8 protein-coding genes are annotated in these 7,637 nt (G+C 69.4%); 7 read left to right on the plus strand and 1 reads right to left on the minus strand.

Annotation, left to right across the window (positions count from 1 at the left end):
• The 5 genes from eccD to ACWDU1_RS26275 form a co-directional block, all read left to right on the plus strand.
• Positions 1 to 845, plus strand: an 845-nt coding sequence (eccD, locus tag ACWDU1_RS26255) for a type VII secretion integral membrane protein EccD (protein WP_450002452.1), incomplete at its 5' end; no start/stop codon positions are given.
• Entirely contained in the window at positions 845 to 2,203 is a 1,359-nt protein-coding gene (mycP, locus tag ACWDU1_RS26260) for a type VII secretion-associated serine protease mycosin (protein ID WP_450002454.1), read from the plus strand. The genes eccD and mycP, both read left to right, overlap by 1 nt.
• Positions 2,200 to 3,927, plus strand: a complete 1,728-nt coding sequence (gene eccE / locus ACWDU1_RS26265; protein ID WP_450002455.1) for a type VII secretion protein EccE — start codon at positions 2,200 to 2,202, stop codon at positions 3,925 to 3,927. Before mycP ends, eccE begins: the two co-directional genes overlap by 4 nt.
• A 23-nt stretch (positions 3,928 to 3,950) precedes the next feature.
• The gene (locus tag ACWDU1_RS26270) at positions 3,951 to 4,295 is read left to right on the plus strand and encodes a helix-turn-helix domain-containing protein (protein WP_450002457.1); all 345 of its coding nucleotides are present in this window, start codon (positions 3,951 to 3,953) and stop codon (positions 4,293 to 4,295) included.
• Between the two features lie 94 nt (positions 4,296 to 4,389).
• Positions 4,390 to 5,499 carry a discoidin domain-containing protein gene (locus ACWDU1_RS26275; RefSeq protein ID WP_450002459.1) on the plus strand — a complete coding sequence of 370 codons (1,110 nt, stop codon included), beginning with the start codon at positions 4,390 to 4,392 and terminating at the stop codon, positions 5,497 to 5,499.
• 102 nt (positions 5,500 to 5,601) lie between these two features.
• Here ACWDU1_RS26275 and ACWDU1_RS26280 read toward each other — a convergent pair whose 3' ends face one another.
• Complete coding sequence (locus ACWDU1_RS26280; protein ID WP_450002460.1) at positions 5,602 to 5,886, minus strand: hypothetical protein; 285 nt, start codon at positions 5,884 to 5,886, stop codon at positions 5,602 to 5,604.
• On the opposite strand from ACWDU1_RS26280, the gene ACWDU1_RS26285 reads away from it, so the two are divergent.
• Together ACWDU1_RS26285 and ACWDU1_RS26290 are read left to right on the plus strand one after the other, a co-directional pair.
• Entirely contained in the window at positions 5,878 to 6,414 is a 537-nt protein-coding gene (locus ACWDU1_RS26285) for a hypothetical protein (RefSeq protein WP_450002461.1), read from the plus strand. The genes ACWDU1_RS26280 and ACWDU1_RS26285 overlap by 9 nt on opposite strands.
• A 240-nt stretch (positions 6,415 to 6,654) precedes the next feature.
• Positions 6,655 to 7,637: NAD-glutamate dehydrogenase domain-containing protein (locus ACWDU1_RS26290; protein WP_450002463.1), on the plus strand; the 983-nt coding region annotated here is incomplete at its 3' end.

Raw genomic sequence — 7,637 nt, forward strand, 5'->3', positions numbered from 1 at the left:
TCGCGGCGGGCGCGGTGGTCGCGGCAGTCGCGGCCATGGCTCTGATGCGGGTGACCGGTTCGGGTATCGCCACCCTGATGAGTGTCGCGGTTCTCGGCGTCACCGTGACGGCAGTGGTGCTTCCCCTGGCGTACTTCGATCTGGCGACACGCCAGGTCGCCGGTGGTGCCGTGTTCGCCGGGCTGGTGCTGCTCACACTCGCCCCCCGGATCGCCGTCGTGATCGCCCGGATCCGCCCACCCGACCTGCCCGACCCGGGCAACGAAGTGAACCCGGCCACGCTCACCGATATCTTCGACGCGGAAACCCACCGGGATGTGGAGCAGAACGCGGAGGACGCGGCCGCGGCCGAGGAATCCCGGCACAACAACGAAGTGGGGATCGAGAGCCGGGCCCGGCTGGCGGTGACCAGTCTGCGCGGACTCATCGTCGCCATCTCCGGACTGCTGTCGGTATCGACGGTGATCTGTGCCGCCGTCAGTCCGGGCGGTATCCGGGAGATCGTCATGGGAACGGCCGTCGCGGGGATTCTCGCGATGCGCTCGCGATGGTATCCGGACCGGGTGCAGGCCATCGCCCTGATCGCCGGGGCCGCGGTGACCGTGCTGGGTATCGGCGCGGTGCTGGTCACCGCGTACGGGAGCTCGTTCGCGCGGGTGTCGGTGGTCCTCATCGTCGCCGTTATCGCCTGCGCGGCCCTGGCGGCGGCCCTGACCCTGCCCGGGAAACGGCTGACCCCGGTCACCCGCCGGATCACCGATCTCATCGAGTACGCGCTCATTCTGATCGTTCCGGTGATCGCGTTCTGGATCATGGGTATCTACACCGCCATGCGAGGAATCTGATGAGAGTGGGCAGGGCCGCCGCCGCGGCGCTGGCCGTACTCCTGCTGAGTACCGGGGCCGGCCCGGCCGGCGCGCTGATACCGCCGGAAGTGGTGGTCGGGGTGGCGCCGCCGGACGGTCCGCCGGGACCGGAGGGGCCCACCAAACAAACCAGCGGCTGCCTGGCGGCCGGTGTGCTGGAGAACACCGATATCTCGCGGACGCCGCCCTCGGAGATCTCGCTGAACCTGAGCGATGCCCGAACCCTCAGCCGCGGCGCCGGAGTGACCGTCGCGGTCGTCGATACCGGGATCACTCCCCATCCCCGGTTACCCAACCTGACCGGCGGCGGAGACTACGTCGCCCAAGGCGGCGACGGCCTCCAGGATTGCGACGCCCACGGGACGCTCGTCGCCGGGATCATCGGGGCCACCGCCGATCCCGCGGACGGTCTGACCGGTGTGGCTCCCGACGCGAAGCTCATCTCCCTGCGGTACCGCTCCAACGCGTTCCGGCAGGAGGGAGCGTCCAGCGAACCGCGCGAGCAGATCTCGCGGGAGCTGCGGACCATGGCCCGCGCCATCACGCACGCGGCGAATATGGGGGCGGGGATCATCGCGATACCGCTGCCGGTCTGCGTACCGGTGGATTCGGGAGTCGATCTGGCCGTGGTCGCCGAGGCGGTGGGCTACGCGGTGCACACCCGCGGTTCCCTGATCGTCGCCGGATCCGGCGATCCCGGTGGGGCGAACTGCCGGCAGAATCCCGATCACGATCCGGGCCGTCCCGGGGACCCGCGGAACTGGAAATACGTCCAGTCCGCCTCGGTGCCGGGTGTCTTCGCCGAATCCGTGCTGACCGTCGCTTTCACCACCGCCACCGGTGGCGTCACGGATCAGTCGCTGCTGGGCCCGTGGGTCACCGTGGCCGCCCCCGGCACCAGTATCGAATCGCTGGGTCCCGGCGCCGCCGGTGTGATCAACGGCGTGGGTGAACCGAACAAACTGTCCCCGGTCGGCGGCTCCTCGTTCGCCGCGGCCTATGCGGCCGGCGTCGCGGCGCTGGTGCGGTCGAGATACCCCAACGAGACTCCCGCCGAGATCATCGCCCGGCTCACCGCGAGCGCGCACGCGCCCGCCCGCGGAATCGACAATGTCGTGGGCGCGGGTCTGATCGACCCGCTCGAAGCGCTGAGCTATCGCACTCCGCCGGAGCCGCCCGAGGGGCTGTACCAGGCGGCGGTACTGGAACTGCCGCCACCGCAGCGGCCCCCGGACAACACACCGGGAATCACGGCCGCGATCGTGATCGGCGCGGCGGTGCTGATCGGGGCCGGGGTGACCTACGGCGTGAACGCGCGGCGGCGGAGGCACGGGTGACGGTGACTGCGGAAAGGGCGGTGCGCGCGCCCGACCGCCGGGTCGCCGGGATCGAACGCGGCCCGTTCGCGGTGATGGCGATCGGAGGCAGTGTGGTGGTAGCCGGTTTATCCGCGTACCTACCGCTGTGGGGTGCGGCGCTCATCGTGGTCGCACTCATGCTGTCGGTGCTGATCCGGGTCCGGCAGCGGACGCCGATGCGGTGGTTGCTGGATTGGCTGTCCTTCCGGACCGGGCGCGCGGCCCGGGCCGCTCTGCTGGCCGCGCCGCTGCCGGTCCGCGATATCGAGGTTCCGGCCGGAGTGTGCGGTATCGCGCAGGAGGGCGATGTGCTGGTCGCGATGATCCAGCTGGCGCCGAATCTCGACCTGCCCACAGTGATCGCCGATCAGACCATCTACACCGAGGACACGGTGCCGGTCGAGGCGCTGCTGCCGATGCTGGACCAGTTCGGGATCGGGGTCGATATCGATATCGTCACCACCGGCCAGCGGGTCCGAGCCGCGGGCAGCTACAGCATGCTCTACGACCAGCTGATCGGTTCCCAGCCGGTGGTGGGTAACCGGCTGACCTGGCTGGTGGTACGCCTGGACCAGGAACGCAACCTGCGCGCGCTGGCGCGGCGCGGTCCATGCGCGGTGGTGGGCCCGAAAACCCTGGCTACCGCGGCCCACCGGATCGCGGGCCGGCTCCGCGAACGCGGTGTCGCCGCGCATCCGCTACCGGCGTCGGCGTTCGTGGACGCCACCCGGCTGCTGCACGCGGGCGCCGAGCTCACCGATCTGTCGGAGCGCTGGGACTGCCTGCGGACCCCGGTGCCGGGGCGGTTCGTGACCACTTTCGGTATCGACTGGGATCACCTGGACGATTCGGGCCTGGACGACTGCTGGACCTGGAACAGCGGCCGTACCACCCTGGTGGTCGGGCTGACGGCCGACGACGGGCCGCGGGCCGTGGTGCGCTATATCGGCCCGGCGATGAACGAGGCCCTGCCCGACTACCTGCGCCGGCTGCCCGGACGGCAGTCGCTGGCGCTGCGCACCAGCCTGCCCACCGGCGTGACATTGAACGCGCTGACCCGGGACGAGCGGACCGTCGAGGAGGCACCCGCGGATACCGCGGCCGCACTGGCGATCCCGATCGGCCCCAACGGGCAGATCCTGGGCGCGATCAACGGGCAGCCCCGGCATCAGCTGGCGCTGCCGCTCTACGACCCCGCCCGCTACAACCCACGCCGCCGCACCGTCGATGTGCAGGCGCTGTTGCCGGTGGCCCAGCAGTTGGTGCTGCGGGCGACGGTGGTCGGGGCGGATATCGAGGTGCACACCAACCGTCCGCAGCGCTGGCAGAATCTGGTGAGCGCGGTGGGCGACGCCCGCTCGCTGCGCCTGGCCGGGGTCGAGGAGGGGGATTCGGCCGGTGATGCCACCATCGTTGTCTTCGACCAGTTGCCTCCGCAGGTATCGGCGGCGCCCACCACCGTGTCCATCAGTGACCCGGGGAGCCCGCGGCGCGGATCGGTCGATCTGTCGATCGAACAGGTGGGGGAGGCCCAGCTGGATATCCGGATACCGATGCGTACGGTCCGGGTGAATCTGGTGGAACCGCGCGGGGAGACCCGTTATCTCGACCAACCGGAACGCCGGTCGAGCGTTGTCGCGCCGCCGGTGAATTCCGAACGCACCGTGCCGGTCACCCGGCCGCACGGATATCCCACCCGTTGACTATGGCAGAACAGGTAATCTCGATGACCGTGGTAGCGGACCCCGAACCGGACAGTGCACGAGCGGACGAGGACGGCACGCAGGAACAGACCCCGAGACAGGCCGCCGCGGCGATATTCTCCAGCCGGCTCTCGGAACTCATCGCCGAATCGGTGGTATCCACCGAGGACGGCTCCACCCGCGGGCTGACACTGTATTCGCTGGCCCAGCACCTGGAGCTGGCCTATCCCGATGTCCCGGTTTCGCAGTCGGGGCTGTACCGGCTGATCCACGGCGACGCCATTCCGCGGCTGGACCTGATCATCGCGCTGGCGCGTGTGTTCGATGTACCGCCGGAGTATTTCGTCACCACCGAGAAGCAGCGCTAGAGAAGGTTCGCCCGGCCTCGGTGCGCCGATAGACCTCTCCACTGGTGGGAATATCGACGAGGGTGCGGTGCCGGTAGCCGATAACATTTCGCCTATGCCCGAAGCTGATTCCGGAGATGTTTTTCTCCGCAATCGAGGCGCGATTCTGGATGCGCTTCTGGCGGATCCGGCGTTCGGGCACGGCGCGACGCCTTCCTCCGAAACCGATATCCCGGATCCGGTATCCGAAGCGGATTCCGCTGTCGGTTTCGACGAATCGCTGCTCGCCGCGCCGGCCGGAGAACGGGTCGAGGTCGGAGCCGGTGTCACACCGCCGTCCGAGGGGTACGCGGCCGCACCCGACTCCGGCCCCGCCGTTTCGAGACCGCGTCGTTCGACGGCCGGTCCCTCGGCCAGCGAACGGATCAACGCGCTGCTCAGCGGGCAGCTCCCGGACCCGGGGCCTTCGTCCTCGCTCGCCGCGGAGAACTCCGAGCGAGTCGCCGGGCGGCTCGCGGGCGCCACCGCGACCGAGACCGAACCGGACCGGGCGCCCGAACCCGATCCCGTCCGCGCCGAACGGCCCTCACCGGAGGAGCGGGCGCGGGAGGTCGTCGAGCAGTTGCGCCGACCGAAGGTCGCGCTCGCGGTGGCGGCGGCGATCGCGTTGCTGATCGTGATCGTGCTGGTCCTGACCAGCGGTGGCGAGAAATCCGATAGTTCGCCGCTGGCGATCACCGCGGCACCCACACAGCCTGCCCCGCAGACCACCGAGGCGGCCGGAAGCGGCACCATCGAGGTGGAGTCCGCGGAATCGAGCTGTCCGTCCGGCGGTACCGACGGTATGGACGCGTTCTCCGGTGAACCGGATAAGGCCTGGGCCTGCCCGCGGGCATACAAGATCGACGGCCAGGTGCTGCGGATCGATCTGGGCAAGGAGTACGAGATCGATTCGATCGCGATCGTGCCCGGCTGGGACCATGTGGGCACCGACGGCACCGATCAGTGGACCGAATACCGGACGGTGAGCCGGGTCTCGTACCAGTTCGACGATGACGACAAAACCACCTACACCCAGGAGACGCTGGATCAGCGCTCCCTGGTGGTGACCCGGATCGAGCCGCCCGTCACCGCATCGGAGATCACCCTGACGGTGCTCAAATCCAGTGGTCCCGCTTCGGTCAACACCGTCGCGATCTCCTCGATCGTGGTCACCGGGCAGTGAGGCCGGTATGAGACGCGGAGCACGCCGATGACGGTCCGGTGCCAGTACTGCGGGCACGCGGCGGGGCCGGGGGCCGGGGCCTGTGCGAATTGTGGTGCGCCGCTACCGGCGGCCGAGGTTCCCGCCCAGCACCCGGCGGCCGGTGCGAACGCGCCGGGCCGCCCGGGGATGATGGGCGCGTACCAGGCCGAGATCGCCGGATGGGCCGGAGGGATCGTCCCAGGGCCGGCCGCCCGGCACGAGGCGGAAGCTCATCGTCGCGGCTCGCACGATGAGCTCGCTGGGCAGGATCTGCCCGCGCCGCACCATGCGGATCGTCATTCGCCGCGGGGAGCGCTCGGATTCGTGCGCCGGCATCTGGCCGGCGAGGCGGAGGCCGTGGTTCATCGGCAGCATCCGAAATGGCAGTGGCGGGCGGCGGCCGGTGCGGCGGTGGCGGTGCTGCTGGTACTGGCCTTCCTGATGGTCAAATCGTGTGCGCTGACCACCCCGACGCTCACCGGCCCACCGGGACTCGCGCCCGCTGGTCCGGGGGCGGCGGCCGCGGATCCAGCGGCCGCGCTGCCGGCGCCGCTGCGCAGCGCGAGCTGCCGCCCGCACCCGGAAACCGAGGGTGTGCGCAGTTGCGTGATCGCGCCCGACAGTCCACTGCTGCTGGGGGAGATCACCGGTGGGCGCGCGCTGGTGTTCCAGGTGCACACCGGCACCCCCGACGCACTGCGCCAGGCGATTTCGCAGTGGCGCTCGGCCGGGGGCAGCGTGGTCGCGGACGGCGATGTGTTCGCCGCGGTGAGCGCCGCCTCGGCGGTGTGGTACGCGGATACGAACTCCGGATTGCGTATCGACACCGGTGCGTTCGCCAGTGCCGCAGGCGCCCGCACCTTCCTGATGCGTTCGGGCCTGCTGCAGCCCTGACCCGCGCGTGAACACCGGCGTCCGCACGCTTCTGCCCTGATCACACCGGGTGATCGGTTACACATACGTAACGTACCGCTATACAACGGCACATTAAACGCGTACAGTACCCAGGTAGTAAGTGCTCGAAACCGAAGCGGAAAGGCGCGGATCACGGTGACGACAATTCAGGAGACAGTTTCGCCGATGCGATTCCGGATTGATCCGAACGAACTGGGGACGGCGCGTTTCCGGACCGCGCTGTACCGCACGGCCGACGCCCCGCCGGGCGAATGGCGATTCACCCTCTACGCCGCCGGCGAGGGTGTCTCGCTGAGCCGAGTGCTGCCGGTGCTGCACAGCCTCGGTGTCGAGGTCGTCGACGAGCGGCCCTATCAGCTCGATACCGAGAACGAGAACTCCGACTGGATCTACGATTTCCGGTTACGGGTGGTGTCGGCGGTCTTACGCAGCCAACTCGACCCCGAACTGGAGGCGGATCTGGATCTGCCCGACAGTCCGGGGGCCCAGGGGATCGCGCAGCGCTTCACCGCCGCGTTCGAAGCCATGTGGTTCGGGGCCGCCGAGGTCGACACCCTCAACGAGCTCATCCTGCGGGCGGGCCTGCACTGGCGGCAGGTGGTGATCCTGCGTGCCTACGCGAAATACCTGAAGCAGGCCGGATTCTCCTACGGTGCGGCGGGTATCACCCGGGTGCTGCTGGCCAGCCCGGAGATGTCGCGCGGATTCGTGCGGCTCTTCGAAGCCTATTTCGACCCCGACGGGGCGGCGGAATCGGCCGCGGCCATCGCCGAATGGCTGGAAGCCGAGATCGACGCGGTGGTGAGCCTCGATACCGACCGGGTCTTGCGTGCCGTGCTCGGAGTGGTCTCGGCGACCCTGCGGACGAACTATTTCCGGCGCGACGCCGACGGTGAACCGCCCGCGCATCTCTCGCTGAAATTCGACCCCCAGTCGATCACGCTGCTGCCGCAGCCGCGGCCGAAGTACGAGATCTTCGTGTATTCGCCGCGGGTGGAGGGTGTGCATCTGCGGTTCGGTGCGGTGGCGCGTGGTGGTTTGCGGTGGTCGGATCGGCTGGAGGATTTCCGGACCGAGATTCTGGGTTTGGTGAAGGCGCAGGCGGTGAAGAACGCGGTGATCGTGCCGGTGGGTGCGAAGGGTGGTTTCGTGGTGAAACGCCCGCCCGCCGCCACCGGCGACGCCGCGGTCGATCGCCAGGC

Source organism: Nocardia sp. NPDC003345 (genome assembly GCF_053589395.1).